The following is a 14,204-nucleotide window of genomic DNA, read 5'->3' as shown; positions in this document are numbered from 1 at the left end:
GCCAAAATTTTTTCGCGAAAAAATTTCTGGCCAAAATCCTTCGCGAAGGATTTTGGCGGCGCGGTCAGAGAGCGGGTTGCACCGGCTGGCCGTGCGGCGTCGTGCGATAGGCCTGTTCCCACGCGGCGCGGGCCTTCGCGGTTTCGGCGCTGGGGGCGGCGCCGGAGGTGGCGAGGAGCGTTTCGAGGGTTTCGAGCCAGGCGGCGAAATAATCCTCGTCGCCGTCGAGCATCCGGTTTGCCCCGTGGCGCCTGAGCGTGGCGCCGAAGGCCTCGGTCCAGGCGGGCCAGCTGAATTGACCCGCATCCGAAAGCGCCACGGTCAGGGCAAAGAGTTCGGCCTGCCAGGGGTCCGTGAAAGAGGAGGGGGCAGGGGCGGTCATGCCGGGACAAGGTAGCTTTCCCAGAGGTCGAGCGTCACCTCGTCCTCGGGATCTTCGGGCGCCTCCCACAGGTCGGCGGCGCGGAAGAGGATCGTGTAGAGCGGCTCGGGCGCCTCACCCAGCCCATGGGCATTGCGGTCGGGAAAGACGTGGGGGCCATGAGACAGGATCACCCGGCCCGGCTTGCCCTCGGCATAGGCCGGGAGTCGAGTGTGGCCTCGGCCGACGAAAGCATTGGCGGCGGGGCGGCGGGTGGTGACCCTGTCGCCCACGGCGAAGCGCGGCGCGGGGCCGGGGCGGCTGTAGGGCGTGCCGCGGGCGAGCGCGGGGGCGACTTTCTCGATCATGAAGGCGCGGGGCGAAAGCGGTGCCTGAACGGCGGTGCCTGCCGCCAGTTCCTCTTCGGTCACGAAGCCCTTTTCGACGAGAAGCCCGGCAAGGGCGGCGATCCATTTCTCGTAATAGCTGAAGCGCGGGTAGTCCTTGAGCCGTTCGCGGGCGGCACGGCTTTCGTCTATGGTCCAGCCGCCCAGGCCCCCTGCGGCGAGGGTGAGGCCGAGGGCAGTACGGTGCCAGGGCGCGTCATAGGCGGGAATGCCGTCTGGCGCCGGTATGACCCGGCCGCCGGATTGACCGCCCATGTCGTGTGGGCGGGTCATGCGCCCGCCTCGCGGGGGAAGCCGGTGCCGATCATCGAATCGCGGGTGACGAGGGTGGCGAGGCGCTCCTCGTCCCAGCCTTCGGTGCCTGCGGGGCGTGCGGGTATCACCAGATAGCGGACCTCGGCGGTCGAATCCCAGACGCGGACAGAGGTGCCTTCGGGCAGTGTCACGCCGAAGTCGGCCAGAACCGCGCGGGGTTCGCGCACCGCGCGCTTGCGGTAGGCGTCGGATTTGTACCAGGCGGGCGGGATGCCCAGAAGCGGCCACGGATAACAGGAGCAAAGCGTACAGACGACCATATTGTGCTGGTCCGCGCTGTTCTCGACCGCGACCACATGTTCGCCCTGGCGGCCGGATATGCCAAGTTCCAGCATCGCCGCGTTGGCGTCTGCCAGCAGTCGGGCGCGGAAATCTGGGTCCGCCCAGGCCCGCGCCACGACCTTTGCGCCAAGATGCGGTCCGACCTTTGTCTCGTAGGTGTCCAGGATGGCTTCCATCGCCGCCGGATCGACCAGCCCCTTGCGGACAAGGATGGTCTGCAGCGCCTTGACCCTGAGCGCGGGGTCGGACGGCAGCAGGCTGTGGGGTTCGTCATGGCGATGATCATGCGGCATGGGCTCAGATTTCCACGGCCGTCTGGCGAAGTCCAGCCCCGGCGGAGGTCGTGCCGGGGCTGGACTGGGACCGGGACTAGAAGTTAGTCAGGCCAATATCTCTCAGCAGATGCGGCGAGAGATCCTTGATCGCGACGAGCGTCGCCGCATCGACGCGGCGGCCATCGTCGAGCAGGATCGGCGGTTGTGGCGCCGGGCGGTGGAAGAGGCGCGAAAAAAGGGACTTGCGCGGCGTAGCAGTCAGGGTGAGGCTGTTCATATCGTCCTCCGGGGTGGAAGTTTCTGAAAGCCACTATCGCCGAATCCCCGCTTCCCCACCAATCGAAGGTACGCTATAAGGTATAAATCAGTTTGATGGCTTGATCCCATGCCCGCCCGCGTCAAACCCTCGCTTCCGCCGCTTGCCGCGATCCGCGCCTTCGAGGCGGCTGCCCGGCAGGGCAGCTTCACGGCGGCAGGGGAGGAGCTGGGCATGACCCAGGCCGCGGTCAGCTATCAGATCAAGGTGCTGGAGGACCGCGTGGGTTTCGCGCTTTTCCGTCGCCGGGCGCGCGGGGTCGAGCTGACGCCCGATGGCGCCCGCCTCGCCACGCGTGCCGAGGAAGCGCTCGACATCCTGCGTCAGGCCTTCGCCGAGGCGCGCCAGACCAGCGACGAGACGCTGGTGATCTCGGTCCTGCCAACGATTGCCCAGCAGATCATCGCCCCCCGTCTCGGCGCCTTCCAGGTCGCCCATCCGACGATTATGACACGGGTGGAGGTCGAGTCGCGTCTTGTCGATCTGCTGGCGGGCGAGGCGACGGTGGCCATTCGCGCCGGCTTGGGGGAATGGCCGGGCCTCGCCACTCATTACCTGCTGCCCGGAGACTATGCGCCGATGATCTCGCCGGCCTTCATCGCCCGGCACGGACGGCCCGCCGTGCCCGCCGATCTCTTGTCGCTGCCATTGATCGACGCGGATGACGAAGGCTGGGCGGGCTGGTTCCGGGCGGCCGGGGTCGCGCCGCCAAGCTGCCGCAGTGGAGGCCGGACCTTGTTCGGCACGCAGGCGCTGACCGCGCAGGCGGCGATCGCCGGTCATGGCGCCTGTCTCCTCAACCCTTACCTCTTCCGCGCGGAACTGGCGCGGGGCGACCTGATACAGCCTTTCGCGACCGTCTGGCGCGAGGCGTTTTCCATGTATCTCGTCTATCCGGAGCGGCGGCGGAATGCGCCCGCGATCCGGGCGTTCCGCGACTGGGTGCTTGCGGAGTTTCAGGCGATCGGAGGCTGAGGGGGACGCCCCTCGCCAGTCAGCCCCTTGAGAAGCGCTGCGAGCCGGGCTGCCTCGCTCTCGGCACGTGTCCCTGCGAACGTCCGGGTCAGGGCGGCGCCATAGACGGGCCACATCGCCCGCCGCACGGCGCGTCCCGCGTCGGTCAGATGCAAGAGCTGGCCGCGCCCGTCGCCGGGGCTTGGCCCTCGCGCCACGTAGCCTGCCTCCACCAGTCGCGCGATCAGCCGCGACAGGCCGTATTGCGGCAGGAGGAGCCGGGTTTCGAGCGCGTTCGGACGGATGCCTTCCGGTGCCTGCTCGATCTCCCACAAGGCGTCATACCAGTCCAAGGGCGGCAGGCCCGCCGCCTTCAGCGCCCGTTCGACCGCCTCGCGCACCTGGCGGCTGGCGCGCATGAGCGCGGTCCAGACGGCGACGATCTGTGGCGGTGGCGGGGTGAAAGGTTCGTCCATGCACAGGGGATAGACGATCCATGCAGGTGCATCAAGTTTGACGGCGCAGGGCGCGCGCGCCAATATTGATGCAACTGCATCTACATGGAGGCCGCAATGAGCCAGACACTTTCCCCCGCCCCTCACCCAGATCCGGAAGCGCGGCGAGGCGCCCGCAAGCTGACCCTCGTCAGTCACCCGCTTTGCCCCTATGTCCAGCGCGCCGCCATCGCGCTGCACGAGAAGTCGGTGCCCTTCACCCGCACCGATATCGACCTCGCCGCGAAACCCGACTGGTTCCTCAGGCTCTCGCCCACCGGCAAGACGCCGATGCTTCTGGTCGGGGGCGTTCCGCTCTTCGAATCCGCCGCGATCATCGACTATCTCGACGATACCGAGGCGCCGAAGCTGCATCCGGCCCATCCCCTCGAGCGCGCCCGCCACCGGGGCTGGATCCAGTTTTCCTCCGACATGCTCGACGGAATCGGGGCGCTCTACAACGCGCCCGACGCCGAGAGTTTCGCCGCCCGCGCCAAGGCGCTGCGCGCCCGGTTCGAACGGGTCGAGGCGGACCTGACCGGCCCCTGGTTCGCGGGCGCGGCCTTCAGCCTCGTCGATGCCGCCTTCGCCCCGGTCTTCCGCTATTTCGATACCTTCGACCGGATCGGCGATTTCGGCGTCCTCACGGGCCTCGCCCGCGTCGCCGCCTGGCGCGCGCGCCTTGCGGCGCGTCCGTCGGTCCGCGCCGCCGCGCCCGCCGACTACAACGACCGCCTCGCGCGCTTCCTTCTGGCGCGGCGCTCGCACATCTCCGCCCTTATGGCCGGCGCTCTATGACCCGCCCCGGTCCGTCCCGGCTTCACTCTGGTCCAAATATCCCACGGGGGGTGCGGGGGGTGTGAAACCCCCCGCGGCTTCAGTCAGGCACCCCGGCGCGGTCCCTCTTTCCATAGTCGCGCAGGACCGTCGCCACCCGGATCCGGTAATCGTCGAAAAGGCCCGCCCGGCCCGAGGCCTGCGCCGCGCGGTGCCGGGTCCGGGTCCGCCAGTCCCTGACCGCCGCCTCGTCGCGGAAGAAGGACAAGGACAGGAGCTTGCCGGGCTCGCTCAGGCTTTCAAACCGCTCGACCGAGAGAAAGCCGTCGATCGTCTCAAGCTCGGCCCTCAGGCGTGCAGCCGTCTCCAGATAGGCCGCCTTGCCCTCGGCATTCGGCCAGACCTCGAAGATGACGGCGATCATGGCCGGACCAGCGTGGAATGGGGCGCCGAGGCGAGTTTCAGGAAGGTCCGGTCCTCGCGCAGGATGAACTTCTCCGCCTGCGCGAAGTCATAATTCGCCCGGCCCTCCGGCGAGGCCGCAAGCCGCGCGCGATAGGCCTCGTAGGCGGCAAGGCTTTCGATGTGATAGATGCCGTAGGCCAGCGTTGACGACCCTTCGTGGGGCGCGAAATAGCCGACAAGATCGGCGCCCGCCTTCGGGATCGCCTCGCCCCAGCGCCGCGCATAGGTTTCGAACGCCGCGCGTTTGGTGGGGTCGATCTGATAGCGGATGATGCAGGTGAGCATGGGCTTCCTTTCTTGCTGCGTGCACCGGCTATAGGGCAAATCGGATGACGAGTGTTTCGTTCGGGATCGAACTGTTTCCCTTCGCATCATATACCCCCGCCGCCCGGGTCGATAAGGAGGGGGAGTTGACGGTGCGGTTGCACCGCCACGTTGTGGAGGCTGAGATGCTGGAGAAGATGGGGCGGGCGGCAAAGGCGGGGTGACCCGCCGCTGGCGCGCTTCAGAAACCCAGGCAGCGAGGATGCAATGATCGAAGGCTTTGAGGGCGAGTCCCGGACCTATCTTGACGATATCGAACTGATCCCCGGCCAGCGGCGGCCGTCTGGCCTGCTTTACGTCAAGCCGATCGGCGCGAAAAGCGCCTCGGCCCAGGCCATGCTGATCGAGGATGGCACGGAGCCCGATTCCAATCTGCATCTTCACTATCCGATCTACCGGTTCGAGATCACGCTGCCCGGCCATGGAAAGCTTGTGGGCTGGGCCACAAGTGATAGCCGGACCCATAGCTTGATTGGTGATATGTTCCGGAAAAAATATGGGCACACGCTCGATCAGTGGGACTTTACAACCAATCATTTCATTGAGGAGTTGAGGCCATTCAAGACATACCACGAATATCAGGACTGGTTCCAAATCAAGTATGGATCATATCTTGAAATTTATAAATTCGACTTTCCCTGGGCCAGCCTAAGCGAGGCGGAGATAATTCGAGTTCGGAACGTATTTACCGATCTGCTCGTCGAATACTGCCTATCTTTTGCTGCATTTTACCCACCCGCCAAACAGGAACCCGTGCCGCCGCAATATCAAGGGCACTATCTCAACGCATTCCTTGATTTCATGCCCAAAGAGTTGCCGGAAACCTACTGGATACGCGTTCGCAAAAGGCCGATGAACAAATGACCACCCTGTCCGATTACAAGATCAGCGGGCGTAGGATGCGTGCCAACCCACCATATGCATGGACAAATCCGGGTGTTCCGGTGAGTTTCGCCCACCTTGCCCGGGTCGTGAAGGAGGGGGAGCTGAGGATGCATCCCCAGATCGGCGGGCTTGTAGAGCGGGAGATGCTCGAGAAGATCGGCGCGTCCCAGAGCAAAGGAGCGTGACAATGACCGAGACCGTCTGGCTGAGCGTGGCGCCGCAGAGGTCCGAGCTGGTATCCTTTTACAAGAGGGATAAGCCTGCCGAACCTGCGCCGGTCGGATCACACTACACAATGATTCAGCTGGGGGGGGGGCACCTGGACCCGAAGGTCTTGCCGCAACGGGCGGTCGATGTCGAAGACCGGAGAAAAAAGTTTGGCCATCTCTTCACAGTGAACGGCTATTTCTGCGTGACCGAGAGGGCTGCTGCTGTGTTGCGGCAATTCGATCTGGGCAGTGGCGGTCTCTATCCCCTGGAAATGGTCCGCCATGACGGGGTGACCCCCGTAGACGGGTTCTTCTGGGCGCTGAACTTCGGGGCGAAGAAAAACGCGCTCGCCATGGAAGACAGCCGCTCGGTCGATGGGCCAAATTGGCGCGGCAACTGCACGCCAGAACTCTGGGTCAAGGACGACGATTTCGCCGTGACCCGCGCTGCGCTGGAAGGGGCTGACATCTGGGGTGACGAGCGTGTGGAGGAGGGCTTTTTCGTGAGCCCGAGGCTGGGTCAGGCCCTGCACAAGGCGGGCCTCGCCAAGGCTTTCCACCTGATGCGCTGCCGTATCGTCTGACCGGCGATCCGACCCTTGCGCGGTGCGATTGGCGGATGCGGGTGGGCGCGGAATAGGTTAGAGTATGATGGAATGCTTCGTTGAGGATCGAACCATGCGCGAAGGCCCCGACATTTCCCGCACGGCCGCGCTGATCGGCGACCCGGCGCGGGCGCATATGCTGGTGGCGTTGGCGGATGGCGGCGCGCGCACGGTGAGCGAGCTCGCCGCCGAGGCGGGGATCGGGCTGCCCACCGCCTCGGCGCATCTGGCGAAGCTTGAGGCGGGCGGTCTCGTGATGCCTCGCAAGGAAGGGCGGCACCGCTATTATGCGCTCGCATCGGAAGAGGCGGGCCTGCTGATCGAGCAGCTTCTGGCCTTTTCCGCGGCCTCCCGCCCCGCCGCCCGCACAAGGCCCGGCCCGCGCGACCCCGAGTTGCGCCGGGCGCGGGTCTGCTACAATCACCTCGCGGGCGAGCGCGGGGTGCAGATGTATGACAGCCTGATCCGGCGCGGGTTTCTCATGGAAACCACCAACGGGATGGGGCTGACCGACCCCGGCTGGGCCTTTGCCGAGGGCCTCGGCCTGACCCCCGCCGATTTCGCCCGCCACCGGCCGCCCCTCTGCCGCGCCTGCCTGGACTGGAGCGTCAGGCGCAGCCATCTGGGCGGGCGGCTGGGGCGGGCCTTGCTGACGGCGCTGGAGGGGCGGGGCTGGGTCATGCGGGTGCCCCAGACGCGCATCCTGCGCTTCAGCCGCGCGGGCGAGGCGGCCTTTGACAGGCTCTTCCCGTGCGCCTGATGGCTGCGGGGCCGAAAGAAGCGGGGGTGAATCACTTGACGCCGCCCGGCTTTGCCCGTATCTCGCGCCAACGGAATTCCGGGCGCCCAGCGGTTGGCGCCCATGTGGTTATGGGAATCAGGGGCGGCTGCCGCCTCGGGAACTGAAGGAAGAACAAGATGTCGCGCGTTTGCGAACTCACGGGCAAGGGCCCGATGTCGGGCAACAAGGTGAGCCATGCGAACAACAAGACCCGTCGCCGGTTCCTGCCGAACCTCAACGACGTGACGCTGATGTCGGACGCGCTTGGCCAGTCGTTCAGGCTGCGCGTCTCGGCGGCCGGCCTGCGCACCGTCGACCATCGCGGCGGCCTCGACGCCTTCCTCGCCAAGGCGGACGATGCCGAACTGTCGGCCCGCGCGCTGAAGATCAAGAAAGACATCGAAAAGGCCCAGGCCGCGGCCTGATCCTTTCCGCTTTCGCCGGTTCCGCCCCGCCCGCACCCTGTGTCGGCGGGGTTTTGGTTTTTTGACTGTGGCCTGGGCAGCGGTCGGCAGAGATTTATGTGATCCCGGAGAAAGGCTATGGGCTACATTCGATTTGTGCGGCCGAACAGGATAGAGAACCAGCGACACCGCGAGGGTGTCTTTTGCGCCGCTTACGAGTTGCGCGATTGTCCGAGCGTCGATGGTCGCACGCTCGCGCATCTGGAAGAAATCCTTCAATGGTTCCGAGAGAACCTGCCAATCGCGGGCCGGTTCAACCGCAGCAGTTCAAAGGGCGCCTACCGGCGCGAAACGCAAGGTCTAAGCTGGTACAAAGACGTGGCGACTGAAGCGATCGGCAAGTCGTTCGAGCTTGTCCGACTGCTCGCGGAAAACGGCTATCCGATTGAGGTCCTGCGTTGTGACCGGGTCGGATATGTCCTTTATGAGGACGACCATCAGGTTGTCGCCGAGCCGTTTGGAGATACACCTACCTGAGGATGGGATCGCGTGGTGACTCCATGCCGTCATCCTGCCTCTCGGTTGGTGATGAGAGGCCAGCGACAAAGCGCCACCCCGTAAAGGTCAGGACCGGGGTTGCATCCCGCCCTGCAGGGCGTATGACGGGCGCGTTCAATCGGATAGCATTCGGACATGATCCGGACCTTCGCCGCCCTTGCACTCTCGCTTCTCATCGCGCTGACCGGCGCGGGGATTGCGGCGTCGCGCGGGCTGGCGGACGGATCGGGGCAGGTTCTCGTCTTCTGTTCGGCTGGCGGCCTCGTGCAGATCGAGCTCGATGCGGACGGCAATCCGACCGGACGCAGCCATCTCTGCCCCGATCTTGCCGCCCATGCGCTGGCCGCGCTTGACCTGGCTGTCGCCGGTCTTCCGGCGCCGCAGGCGCTGGCCCAGCGGCCGAGCTTTCCCGGCCCGCATCCGGCGGCTCTGCTGCCGCTGCCCGCCGCCTTCCGGGCCCGCGCGCCGCCTGTCGTCTCCGCCTGAACCCCAGCCCAATCGGAATTCAGAACGGAGATGAAGATGACTTTCCTGCGCACTGCGGCCTTCGCCGCTTCCCTCGCGCTTTTCGCGACCGCCGCGTTCGCCCATGATGGCGTGCATGTGGACGATCCCTACGCCCGCTTCCTGCCCGGCGCCAAATCCGGCGCCGCCTTCTTCGTGATCGAGAACCATGCCGCGGTCGACGACCGGCTGGTCGCGGTTACTTCGGATGTGGCGGCGAAGACCGAGTTGCACACCCACAAGATGGATGCGGCCGGCGTGATGCAGATGGTGCCGGTCGAGGGCGGTTTCACCATCCCGTCGGGTGGTCGCCATGCGCTTGAACGCGGGGCCGACCATGTGATGATGATGATGCTGAACCGCGTGCCGAAGGAGGGCGAGGTGATCAGCCTCACGCTGACCTTCGAGCATGCGGGCGAGGTCACGATCGAGGTTCCGGTCGACAATCAGCGCTGATCTCGCGCGATTTACCTGCTAGAGTTGTGGCGCCGGGCGCGGCAGGATCATGCCCGGCGCCATGCAGGGAAGGATCATGCGCGCACCATTGCATCTGTGGATCATCGGCGGGCTCACGCTCTTCTGGAACCTCGTCGGTGCGGCCGATTACACCTTCACCCAGATGAACGCGGCCTTCTACATGGCGCAGTTCACGCAAGAACAGGCCGCCTGGTTCCGGTCCTTTCCGTCCTGGGTCGAGGGCAGCTGGGCGGTCGCGGTCTGGTTCTCGGTTCTCGGGTCGCTGCTACTGCTCTTGCGTCGGGGCGCGGCGGTGGCCGTATTTGCGGTGTCGTTCGCGGCGATGGTGATCACGGGCATCCACAATTTCTTCGTGATGTCGCCCACGCTCGACAAGGTCAGCGGCGAGGGCGCGATCGCCTTTTCTCTGGCCATCCTCATGATCGGGCTTTGCGAATGGCTCTATGCCCGCCGCCTTCGCCAGCTGGGCGTGATCGGCTGAGGTCTCAGCCGCCGGTGCAGACCGCCTCGGCGGTGCTGGCGAAGGCGGCGTAGCGGTCCCAGAAAGCTTCGGCCGAGGCGCTGTCCGAGAGGCGGACCTCCTGCGCCTTGTCGGGGTCGGCGAAGAAGGTCGCGGCGCGGCGCTGGTCGCTGCGGCTCAGCACCTGGTCGGCGACCGACTGGATGCAGCCGCAGAGGCCCGCGCCCGCCCGTCCGGTCGCCCGGCAGGCCTTGTCGATCGTCCCGCCCGCCAGCGCGGCCGATGGCAGGATCAGGGCGAAAAGCCCGGCGATAAGGGTAAAACGCATCCCATCCCCCAGTCCTTGCCCCGCGCTCCCGGCAGTTCCGGCGCAGTTCCGGCGCAGTAACGGCGCGGGCGGCAGCACTATCGCCGCCGGCGGGGCATGAGGCAAGCGCTTTCAGTCTGCCGGGCTGGCCGGGTAGCCTTCGGCCTTCAGCGCGGCGAGGACCGCCTCGGCAGGGGCGCCGCTGGTGACAAGGGCGGTGCGGGAGCCCAGATCGACCGCGACTTTTGCGGTGGGATCGAGGGCAGCAATGGTCTTTTCGACCGTGGCCCTGCAATGGCCGCAGCTCATGTCGGGAATGGAGAGTTTCATCGGGTCCACCGGGGTTGAGACGCTTGGCTCATAGATCATCGCCCGCCCGCGCCGCGTCAAGACCGCCGCCGGACCGGCGCCGGATTTCGATCCGAAATCCGGTCCGAAATCTTTGGAAGATTTCGGGCGCGGCGGATGGTGCGGCGCTCAGGGCCGGATGGTGAAGCCCGGGCTGACTGTCGCCGGATCCACCGGGTCGGTGAAGACATCCGTCACGCGCGCGGCGCCCGGCCCCTCGCTCATCGCAAGGATCATGGCCTTCACCGTCTCTTCGGGCCCCGCCAGCATCGCCTCGACAGAGCCGTCGCCGCGGTTCCTGACCCAACCACTCAGGCCGAGCGCCTGTGCCTCGGCCTGTGCCCAGGCGCGGTAGGCCACGCCCTGTACCCGGCCGGTCACCCTGACATGAAAGCCCGTCTCGCGCATTCTCGCCTCCGGTCGCGATCCTAGCATGGAAGAGCGGCCTTGACCCGCCTTTCCGCCTGTGGCCCCCTCCGCCCCGAGGGGGGGAGCCAGATGAAGATCGTCCGCACCGATTGCGAGCTGGAAACGCCAATCCTCGACGCGGGGCTCCGCGCGCGTGGTAAGCTTGTGCTTCTGCCCGATGGCGTGGAGGAGGGTCGGCTCATGGCCGAGGTGGCCGACGCCGATCTTCTCCTCATGTGCTATACGCCCGTGACCGAACGCGTGATCGAAGCCGCGCCGCGCCTCAAGGCGATCGTCAAATATGGCGTGGGGATCGATGCGATCGACATTCCGGCCGCCCGCGCGCGCGGCATCCCGGTCGTGAACATCCCCGAATATGCCGAAGAGACGGTGGCCGAAGGCGCCTTCACCCTGATGATCGCGCTGGCGAAGAAGCTGATCCCGCTCGACCGGCAGATGCGGGCCGAGGGCTGGGCCTGGCCGACCGCGCGCTGGCTGGGCAGCGATATCGCGGGCAAGACCGTGGGCATCGTGGGCCTTGGACGGATCGGCCGCAGTTTCGCGCGGATGGCGGGGCAGGGGTTCCGCGCCCGCGTCCTGTCCTATACGCCCGGCATGAGTGCGGCGGAGATGGCCGCCCATGGCGTCGAGAAGGTCGAGGACCTGCACGAGATGCTGCGCCAGTCGGATTTCGTCTCGCTTCACTGCACGCTGAACGACACGACCCGCCATATCATCGGCGCGGCGGAGCTTGCGACGATGAAGCCCACGGCCTTTCTCATCAATTCCTCGCGCGGCGCGCTGGTCGACGAGGCGGCACTGGTCGCCGCCCTGACCGCGGGGCGCATCGCCGGTGCGGGCCTCGACGTCTTTTCCGCCGAACCCCTGAGCCTCTCGGGCCATCTGATGAGCCCGCTCTACGCGCTGCCGAACGTGCTTATGCTGCCGCACCTGACCTTCTATACCGCCGAGGCGATGGAGCGGCTCGAACGCGAGACGCTCGAACGCTGCGACGAGGCGCTGAGCGGCCGCCCGGTCCTGGTCAAGTCCCGCGACCCGAGGCTCAGGGCGCAGGAGCGGGGGGTGCGCTTCGACTGACCGACCAAGTGACCGATTTTGGGACGTGTGTCCGCTGATGCAAGTCTCTGCCGCAGTAGACAGGAGTAAATGCATGGACCAGCGCACAGGCGACCTGATCGAACTCGCTCTGGCGGGCGAATTCGATGTCATCGTCCATGGGTGCAACTGCTTTCACACCATGGGGGCAGGCATTGCCAAAGTCATTCGCACGCGGTTTCCAGAGGCTTACGAGGCCGACAGATCGACGGAATATGGAGCGCGCAGTAAGCTGGGCACCATTTCATCCGCTCGGATCGAACGAGGCGGTGCGCGCTTTCATGTCGTGAACGCCTATACCCAGCACCATTGGAAGGGTCCGGGCATTCGGGCGGAATATTCTGCGATCAAAGCCTGTTTCGAGGCGATCGCTTGCGATTTTGACGGTGCGCGCATCGGCTACCCGCTGATTGGCGCGGGTCTCGCGCGTGGCGATTGGGCGGTGATAGCACCCCTGATTGTCGGTGCGCTCGCTGGGCAACGGCACACGCTCGTCATTCTGCCGACCTGAGCCACCGCTTCTCGGGACGTGCAGCGCAGCCCGCCGTGGCGGAGCCTGCTGCGATCTGTAGTATCTCCAATCTGGCCATGACGGTCGTTCAGGTGGCTAGAAGCCAGTTCACCGCCCCGCCAGCGCCGTCAGTCGGAAGCTGACCGCCTCGGCGACATGGGGTTTGCGCACGCCCTCTGACCCATCGAGGTCGGCGATGGTGCGGGCGACGCGCAGGATGCGATGGTAGCCACGGGCGGAGAGGCCGAACCTTTCCGCGACGCGGGCGAGGAGGTCGCGGCCCTCGGGGTCGGGGCTTGCCACCTCTTCCAAGAGCTGGCCTTCGGCGTCGGCATTGACGCGGGCGGTCTTGTGGCCGTCGAAACGCGCCGACTGACGCTCGCGCGCCGCTTCGACGCGGGCGGCGACGGTCTGGGAGCCATCGCCGGTTTCGGGCAGGTCGAGGTCGGTGTAGGCGACGGGCGGCACCTCCACCCGCAGGTCGATCCGGTCCATCAGCGGGCCGGAGATGCGGCCGAGGTAATCCTCGCCGCAAATGGGTGCCTTGCCGCAGGCGCGCGCGGGGTCGGTCAGATAGCCGCATTTGCAGGGATTGGCGGCGGCGACCAGAAGGAACCGGCAGGGATAGCGGATATGGGCATTGGCGCGGGCGACCACCACTTCGCCCGTCTCGATCGGCTGGCGCAGGGTTTCGAGCACCTGCCGGGGAAATTCCGGGAATTCGTCGAGGAAGAGGACGCCGTTATGGGCGAGGCTGATCTCGCCCGGTTTCGCGCCGCGCCCGCCGCCGACGATGGCGGCCATCGAGGCGGTATGGTGCGGCTCGCGGAAGGGGCGCGTGCGGCTGATGCCACCTTCGTCGAGAAGGCCCGCGAGGGAATGGATCATCGAGGTCTCCAGCGCCTCGGCGGGGCCGAGCGGCGGCAGGATGCCGGGAAGCCGCGCGGCGAGCATCGATTTGCCGGAGCCGGGCGTGCCGACCATGAGGAGGTGATGGCGCCCGGCGGCGGCGATTTCGAGCGCGCGCTTGGCGCGTTCCTGGCCCTTGACGTCGCGCAGGTCGCGGTGACCGCCTTCGCGCGTGACCTCGCCCGGCTGGGCGGGGGTGAGTGGCGACTGGCCGGTGAAATGGCGGATCGCCTCGCCGAGGCTCGCGGGGGCAAAGACCGGGGTGGCGCCGACCCAGGCGGCCTCGGGCCCCGAGGCCTTGGGACAGACGAGCGTCTTTTCCTCGCCCGCCGCCGCCATCGCGGCGGGCAGCGCGCCGAGGACCGGGACGAGGCGGCCGTCGAGCGACAGTTCGCCCAGGGCCACGGTGCTTTCGACCTCTTCGGCGGGCAGGATTTCTATGGCGGCGAGAAGCGCGAGCGCGATCGGCAGGTCGAAATGCGAGCCTTCCTTCGGCAGGTCGGCGGGCGAGAGATTGACGGTGATGCGTTTCGATGGCAGCGCCACGGCCATCGCGGTGAGGGCCGAGCGCACCCGGTCGCGCGCCTCGCTCACCGCCTTGTCGGGCAGGCCCACCACCTGGAAGGCGGGCATGCCGGGGGCGACGGCGCATTGCACCTCGACGATCCGCGCCTCCACCCCTTCGAAGGCCACCGTATAGGTCCGCGCCACCATCTGCCTCTCCGTTTGGTTAACCGATAGGCAGGCAGGGT

The 14,204-nt window shown here is 66.6% G+C and carries 25 protein-coding genes; 14 read left to right on the top strand and 11 right to left on the bottom strand.

The genetic code is table 11. The features are described 5' to 3' along the window. Positions 1–64: 64 nt before the first annotated feature. The 4 genes from P0645_RS05230 to P0645_RS05215 form a co-directional block, all read right to left on the bottom strand. Entirely contained in the window at positions 65–382 is a 318-nt protein-coding gene (locus P0645_RS05230) for a nitrile hydratase accessory protein (RefSeq protein ID WP_284163519.1), read from the bottom strand. Further along, on the bottom strand, positions 379–1,041 hold the full coding sequence (gene nthB, locus P0645_RS05225; RefSeq protein WP_284163518.1) for a nitrile hydratase subunit beta: 663 nt from the start codon (positions 1,039–1,041) through the stop codon (positions 379–381). Before nthB ends, P0645_RS05230 begins: the two co-directional genes overlap by 4 nt. After that, entirely contained in the window at positions 1,038–1,658 is a 621-nt protein-coding gene (gene nthA / locus P0645_RS05220) for a nitrile hydratase subunit alpha (RefSeq protein WP_284163517.1), read from the bottom strand. The genes nthB and nthA overlap by 4 nt, the downstream gene beginning before the upstream one ends. Before the next feature lie 76 nt (positions 1,659–1,734). Then, positions 1,735–1,917: a hypothetical protein gene (locus P0645_RS05215; protein ID WP_284163516.1), complete on the bottom strand. Its 183-nt coding sequence runs from the start codon at positions 1,915–1,917 to the stop codon at positions 1,735–1,737. A gap of 108 nt (positions 1,918–2,025) precedes the next feature. Between P0645_RS05215 and P0645_RS05210 the strand changes: the two genes are divergently transcribed. Continuing rightward, positions 2,026–2,931: a LysR substrate-binding domain-containing protein gene (locus P0645_RS05210; protein WP_284163515.1), complete on the top strand. Its 906-nt coding sequence runs from the start codon at positions 2,026–2,028 to the stop codon at positions 2,929–2,931. Here P0645_RS05210 and P0645_RS05205 read toward each other — a convergent pair. Then, complete coding sequence (locus P0645_RS05205; RefSeq protein WP_284163514.1) at positions 2,913–3,386, bottom strand: MarR family winged helix-turn-helix transcriptional regulator; 474 nt, start codon at positions 3,384–3,386, stop codon at positions 2,913–2,915. The genes P0645_RS05210 and P0645_RS05205 overlap by 19 nt on opposite strands. Before the next feature lie 96 nt (positions 3,387–3,482). Here P0645_RS05205 and P0645_RS05200 point away from each other — a divergent pair, with 96 nt between their 5' ends. Continuing rightward, positions 3,483–4,202, top strand: coding sequence for a glutathione S-transferase family protein (locus P0645_RS05200; protein WP_284163513.1), 720 nt, complete (start codon positions 3,483–3,485; stop codon positions 4,200–4,202). Between the two features lie 79 nt (positions 4,203–4,281). On the opposite strand, the gene P0645_RS05195 is transcribed toward P0645_RS05200, so the two are convergent. Further along, on the bottom strand, positions 4,282–4,605 hold the full coding sequence (locus P0645_RS05195) for an antibiotic biosynthesis monooxygenase family protein (protein ID WP_284163512.1): 324 nt from the start codon (positions 4,603–4,605) through the stop codon (positions 4,282–4,284). Then, positions 4,602–4,931 carry an NIPSNAP family protein gene (locus tag P0645_RS05190; protein ID WP_284163511.1) on the bottom strand — a complete coding sequence of 110 codons (330 nt, stop codon included), beginning with the start codon at positions 4,929–4,931 and terminating at the stop codon, positions 4,602–4,604. The genes P0645_RS05195 and P0645_RS05190 overlap by 4 nt, the downstream gene beginning before the upstream one ends. 44 nt (positions 4,932–4,975) lie before the next feature. On the opposite strand from P0645_RS05190, the gene P0645_RS05185 reads away from it, so the two are divergent. From P0645_RS05185 to P0645_RS05140, 10 genes are all read left to right on the top strand, one after another. After that, on the top strand, positions 4,976–5,134 hold the full coding sequence (locus P0645_RS05185) for a hypothetical protein (protein WP_284163510.1): 159 nt from the start codon (positions 4,976–4,978) through the stop codon (positions 5,132–5,134). 43 nt (positions 5,135–5,177) lie between these two features. Next, a complete protein-coding gene (locus P0645_RS05180; RefSeq protein WP_284163509.1) occupies positions 5,178–5,834 on the top strand; it encodes a hypothetical protein in 657 nt (218 codons plus the stop codon). Then, the gene (locus P0645_RS05175; RefSeq protein ID WP_284163508.1) at positions 5,831–6,040 is read left to right on the top strand and encodes a hypothetical protein; all 210 of its coding nucleotides are present in this window, start codon (positions 5,831–5,833) and stop codon (positions 6,038–6,040) included. The genes P0645_RS05180 and P0645_RS05175 overlap by 4 nt, the downstream gene beginning before the upstream one ends. A 2-nt stretch (positions 6,041–6,042) precedes the next feature. After that, positions 6,043–6,648, top strand: a complete 606-nt coding sequence (locus P0645_RS05170) for a hypothetical protein (RefSeq protein ID WP_284163507.1) — start codon at positions 6,043–6,045, stop codon at positions 6,646–6,648. A 94-nt stretch (positions 6,649–6,742) separates the two neighbouring features. Continuing rightward, positions 6,743–7,429, top strand: coding sequence for an ArsR/SmtB family transcription factor (locus P0645_RS05165; RefSeq protein WP_284163506.1), 687 nt, complete (start codon positions 6,743–6,745; stop codon positions 7,427–7,429). A 158-nt stretch (positions 7,430–7,587) separates the two neighbouring features. Beyond that, complete coding sequence (gene rpmB, locus P0645_RS05160; protein ID WP_284163505.1) at positions 7,588–7,875, top strand: 50S ribosomal protein L28; 288 nt, start codon at positions 7,588–7,590, stop codon at positions 7,873–7,875. A 117-nt stretch (positions 7,876–7,992) separates the two neighbouring features. Then, the gene (locus P0645_RS05155; RefSeq protein ID WP_284163504.1) at positions 7,993–8,391 is read left to right on the top strand and encodes a hypothetical protein; all 399 of its coding nucleotides are present in this window, start codon (positions 7,993–7,995) and stop codon (positions 8,389–8,391) included. A 156-nt stretch (positions 8,392–8,547) separates the two neighbouring features. Then, positions 8,548–8,898, top strand: a complete 351-nt coding sequence (locus P0645_RS05150) for a hypothetical protein (protein WP_284163503.1) — start codon at positions 8,548–8,550, stop codon at positions 8,896–8,898. Between the two features lie 36 nt (positions 8,899–8,934). Then, positions 8,935–9,372 carry a copper chaperone PCu(A)C gene (locus tag P0645_RS05145; protein WP_284163502.1) on the top strand — a complete coding sequence of 146 codons (438 nt, stop codon included), beginning with the start codon at positions 8,935–8,937 and terminating at the stop codon, positions 9,370–9,372. 76 nt (positions 9,373–9,448) lie between these two features. After that, positions 9,449–9,874, top strand: coding sequence for a hypothetical protein (locus tag P0645_RS05140; RefSeq protein WP_284163501.1), 426 nt, complete (start codon positions 9,449–9,451; stop codon positions 9,872–9,874). Between the two features lie 4 nt (positions 9,875–9,878). Here the strand turns inward: P0645_RS05140 and P0645_RS05135 are convergent, their stop codons facing one another. The 3 genes from P0645_RS05135 to P0645_RS05125 form a co-directional block, all read right to left on the bottom strand. Continuing rightward, on the bottom strand, positions 9,879–10,181 hold the full coding sequence (locus P0645_RS05135; RefSeq protein ID WP_284163500.1) for a hypothetical protein: 303 nt from the start codon (positions 10,179–10,181) through the stop codon (positions 9,879–9,881). A gap of 111 nt (positions 10,182–10,292) precedes the next feature. Beyond that, positions 10,293–10,490, bottom strand: a complete 198-nt coding sequence (locus tag P0645_RS05130; protein ID WP_284163499.1) for a heavy-metal-associated domain-containing protein — start codon at positions 10,488–10,490, stop codon at positions 10,293–10,295. Positions 10,491–10,637: 147 nt separating this feature from the next. Continuing rightward, the gene (locus P0645_RS05125; protein WP_284163498.1) at positions 10,638–10,916 is read right to left on the bottom strand and encodes an acylphosphatase; all 279 of its coding nucleotides are present in this window, start codon (positions 10,914–10,916) and stop codon (positions 10,638–10,640) included. Positions 10,917–11,006: 90 nt separating this feature from the next. Here P0645_RS05125 and P0645_RS05120 point away from each other — a divergent pair, with 90 nt between their 5' ends. Beyond that, positions 11,007–12,014, top strand: a complete 1,008-nt coding sequence (locus tag P0645_RS05120; protein WP_284163497.1) for a C-terminal binding protein — start codon at positions 11,007–11,009, stop codon at positions 12,012–12,014. 73 nt (positions 12,015–12,087) lie between these two features. Continuing rightward, positions 12,088–12,543: a macro domain-containing protein gene (locus P0645_RS05115; RefSeq protein WP_284163496.1), complete on the top strand. Its 456-nt coding sequence runs from the start codon at positions 12,088–12,090 to the stop codon at positions 12,541–12,543. Positions 12,544–12,651: 108 nt separating this feature from the next. On the opposite strand, the gene P0645_RS05110 is transcribed toward P0645_RS05115, so the two are convergent. Continuing rightward, the gene (locus tag P0645_RS05110) at positions 12,652–14,166 is read right to left on the bottom strand and encodes a YifB family Mg chelatase-like AAA ATPase (RefSeq protein WP_284163495.1); all 1,515 of its coding nucleotides are present in this window, start codon (positions 14,164–14,166) and stop codon (positions 12,652–12,654) included. Positions 14,167–14,204: the final 38 nt, after the last annotated feature.

The organism is Frigidibacter sp. SD6-1 (assembly GCF_030143255.1).
GTDB lineage: Bacteria > Pseudomonadota > Alphaproteobacteria > Rhodobacterales > Rhodobacteraceae > TMP-24.
The sequence above is the reverse complement of the archived record's forward strand: the minus strand, read 5'-3'. Positions and strand labels throughout refer to the sequence as shown.

Excerpts from the sequence above, each read along its gene's own strand:
- P0645_RS05230 (WP_284163519.1), bottom strand. The coding sequence starts at position 382 with ATGACCGCCCCTGCCCCCTCCTCTTTCACGGACCCCTGGCAGGCCGAA.
- nthB (WP_284163518.1), bottom strand. The coding sequence starts at position 1,041 with ATGACCCGCCCACACGACATGGGCGGTCAATCCGGCGGCCGGGTCATA.
- nthA (WP_284163517.1), bottom strand. The coding sequence starts at position 1,658 with ATGCCGCATGATCATCGCCATGACGAACCCCACAGCCTGCTGCCGTCC.
- P0645_RS05215 (WP_284163516.1), bottom strand. The coding sequence starts at position 1,917 with ATGAACAGCCTCACCCTGACTGCTACGCCGCGCAAGTCCCTTTTTTCG.
- P0645_RS05210 (WP_284163515.1), top strand. The coding sequence starts at position 2,026 with ATGCCCGCCCGCGTCAAACCCTCGCTTCCGCCGCTTGCCGCGATCCGC.
- P0645_RS05205 (WP_284163514.1), bottom strand. The coding sequence starts at position 3,386 with ATGGACGAACCTTTCACCCCGCCACCGCCACAGATCGTCGCCGTCTGG.
- P0645_RS05200 (WP_284163513.1), top strand. The coding sequence starts at position 3,483 with ATGAGCCAGACACTTTCCCCCGCCCCTCACCCAGATCCGGAAGCGCGG.
- P0645_RS05195 (WP_284163512.1), bottom strand. The coding sequence starts at position 4,605 with ATGATCGCCGTCATCTTCGAGGTCTGGCCGAATGCCGAGGGCAAGGCG.
- P0645_RS05190 (WP_284163511.1), bottom strand. The coding sequence starts at position 4,931 with ATGCTCACCTGCATCATCCGCTATCAGATCGACCCCACCAAACGCGCG.
- P0645_RS05185 (WP_284163510.1), top strand. The coding sequence starts at position 4,976 with ATGACGAGTGTTTCGTTCGGGATCGAACTGTTTCCCTTCGCATCATAT.
- P0645_RS05180 (WP_284163509.1), top strand. The coding sequence starts at position 5,178 with ATGATCGAAGGCTTTGAGGGCGAGTCCCGGACCTATCTTGACGATATC.
- P0645_RS05175 (WP_284163508.1), top strand. The coding sequence starts at position 5,831 with ATGACCACCCTGTCCGATTACAAGATCAGCGGGCGTAGGATGCGTGCC.
- P0645_RS05170 (WP_284163507.1), top strand. The coding sequence starts at position 6,043 with ATGACCGAGACCGTCTGGCTGAGCGTGGCGCCGCAGAGGTCCGAGCTG.
- P0645_RS05165 (WP_284163506.1), top strand. The coding sequence starts at position 6,743 with ATGCGCGAAGGCCCCGACATTTCCCGCACGGCCGCGCTGATCGGCGAC.
- rpmB (WP_284163505.1), top strand. The coding sequence starts at position 7,588 with ATGTCGCGCGTTTGCGAACTCACGGGCAAGGGCCCGATGTCGGGCAAC.
- P0645_RS05155 (WP_284163504.1), top strand. The coding sequence starts at position 7,993 with ATGGGCTACATTCGATTTGTGCGGCCGAACAGGATAGAGAACCAGCGA.
- P0645_RS05150 (WP_284163503.1), top strand. The coding sequence starts at position 8,548 with ATGATCCGGACCTTCGCCGCCCTTGCACTCTCGCTTCTCATCGCGCTG.
- P0645_RS05145 (WP_284163502.1), top strand. The coding sequence starts at position 8,935 with ATGACTTTCCTGCGCACTGCGGCCTTCGCCGCTTCCCTCGCGCTTTTC.
- P0645_RS05140 (WP_284163501.1), top strand. The coding sequence starts at position 9,449 with ATGCGCGCACCATTGCATCTGTGGATCATCGGCGGGCTCACGCTCTTC.
- P0645_RS05135 (WP_284163500.1), bottom strand. The coding sequence starts at position 10,181 with ATGCGTTTTACCCTTATCGCCGGGCTTTTCGCCCTGATCCTGCCATCG.
- P0645_RS05130 (WP_284163499.1), bottom strand. The coding sequence starts at position 10,490 with ATGAAACTCTCCATTCCCGACATGAGCTGCGGCCATTGCAGGGCCACG.
- P0645_RS05125 (WP_284163498.1), bottom strand. The coding sequence starts at position 10,916 with ATGCGCGAGACGGGCTTTCATGTCAGGGTGACCGGCCGGGTACAGGGC.
- P0645_RS05120 (WP_284163497.1), top strand. The coding sequence starts at position 11,007 with ATGAAGATCGTCCGCACCGATTGCGAGCTGGAAACGCCAATCCTCGAC.
- P0645_RS05115 (WP_284163496.1), top strand. The coding sequence starts at position 12,088 with ATGGACCAGCGCACAGGCGACCTGATCGAACTCGCTCTGGCGGGCGAA.
- P0645_RS05110 (WP_284163495.1), bottom strand. The coding sequence starts at position 14,166 with ATGGTGGCGCGGACCTATACGGTGGCCTTCGAAGGGGTGGAGGCGCGG.